The 941-nt window shown below is 67.0% G+C and carries 1 protein-coding gene; it reads right to left on the bottom strand.

What is annotated here, in order from left to right:
- Positions 1–9: 9 nt before the first annotated feature.
- Entirely contained in the window at positions 10–792 is a 783-nt protein-coding gene (locus E1182_RS30650) for a transposase family protein (protein ID WP_132271209.1), read from the bottom strand.
- Between the last annotated feature and the right edge of the window lie 149 nt (positions 793–941).

The following is a 941-nucleotide window of genomic DNA, read 5'->3' on the forward strand; positions in this document are numbered from 1 at the left end:
GAGCCCTTTTCATCCTGCGTAGCGGTTGGCTTCGACGTTGTGCAGAACGAGGATGGCCTGCACGATCGGGGTCGCTCGCCGTGGGCAGCAGCGCAGCTTGGTCAGGATCTTCCAGGTCTTGAGGGTGGCGATCGCGCGTTCGCCGCGGGCGCGGATTCTCGCGTGGGCGCGGTTCACGGCCTTCTGCCGGCGTGACAGCTTCGGGCGGAAGCGGTGCCGCTTGAATGGCGTGCGCACGCTGCCGCCGGCTCCTTGGTAGCCCTTATCGGCGAAGGTCATCACGTCTGCCCTGCTCAGCGCGTCGATGACGCCGTGGGTTCGGGCTGCGGTCAGGTCATGGACCGAACCGGGCAGCGCCGGTGAAGCCCAGACGAGCCGGCCAGCGGCATCGGCGATGACCTGCACGTTCACGCCGTGGCGCTTGTGTTTCCCGGAGTAGTACGGCTTCTGGTCGGCGATCCGGTCGGTCGGAATCAGGGTGCCGTCCAGGATCGCGTACGCCAGCCGGCGGATCCGTTCCATGGCGGTGGCCAGGTCGTTGGCGACTGCCGTGAGCAGGGCTATCGCTTCCTGCACGTACCGCCAGGCGGTGGCGACACCGATCTGAAAGCCGGTCGCGAGTCGGGTGTAGGTGTCGCCGTTGCGCAGATGGGCCAGAGCCAGCAGCGCCTGCCGTCCGGGAGCGAGACGCCGCCACCGGGATCGGCGCTGCTTGCGGTGGGAGCGGATGCGTTCGGCGAGGTGGTTCAGGGTGCGGCTGGACAACGGAATCGTAGCGGGGTAGGACAGCATGGCGAGGCTCCCGGCCGGGGCTTCGAGTCTTGGTCGACAGCTGTCCTACCTGGAGCCTCGCACCCATCGATCACCGGGCCCGCCGCACCCACCCTAAGCTGCAAGATCAGCTTGGAAAAGGCTCCATGTGATTCGTTGGTGAGCTAGAA

It is taken from the genome of Micromonospora sp. KC721 (genome assembly GCF_004348355.1).
In the GTDB taxonomy this organism is placed as follows: domain Bacteria; phylum Actinomycetota; class Actinomycetes; order Mycobacteriales; family Micromonosporaceae; genus Micromonospora.

What these genes read in the sequence shown, in the direction of transcription:
- E1182_RS30650 (WP_132271209.1), bottom strand. Translation starts at nt 792, where the DNA reads ATGCTGTCCTACCCCGCTACGATTCCGTTGTCCAGCCGCACCCTGAAC.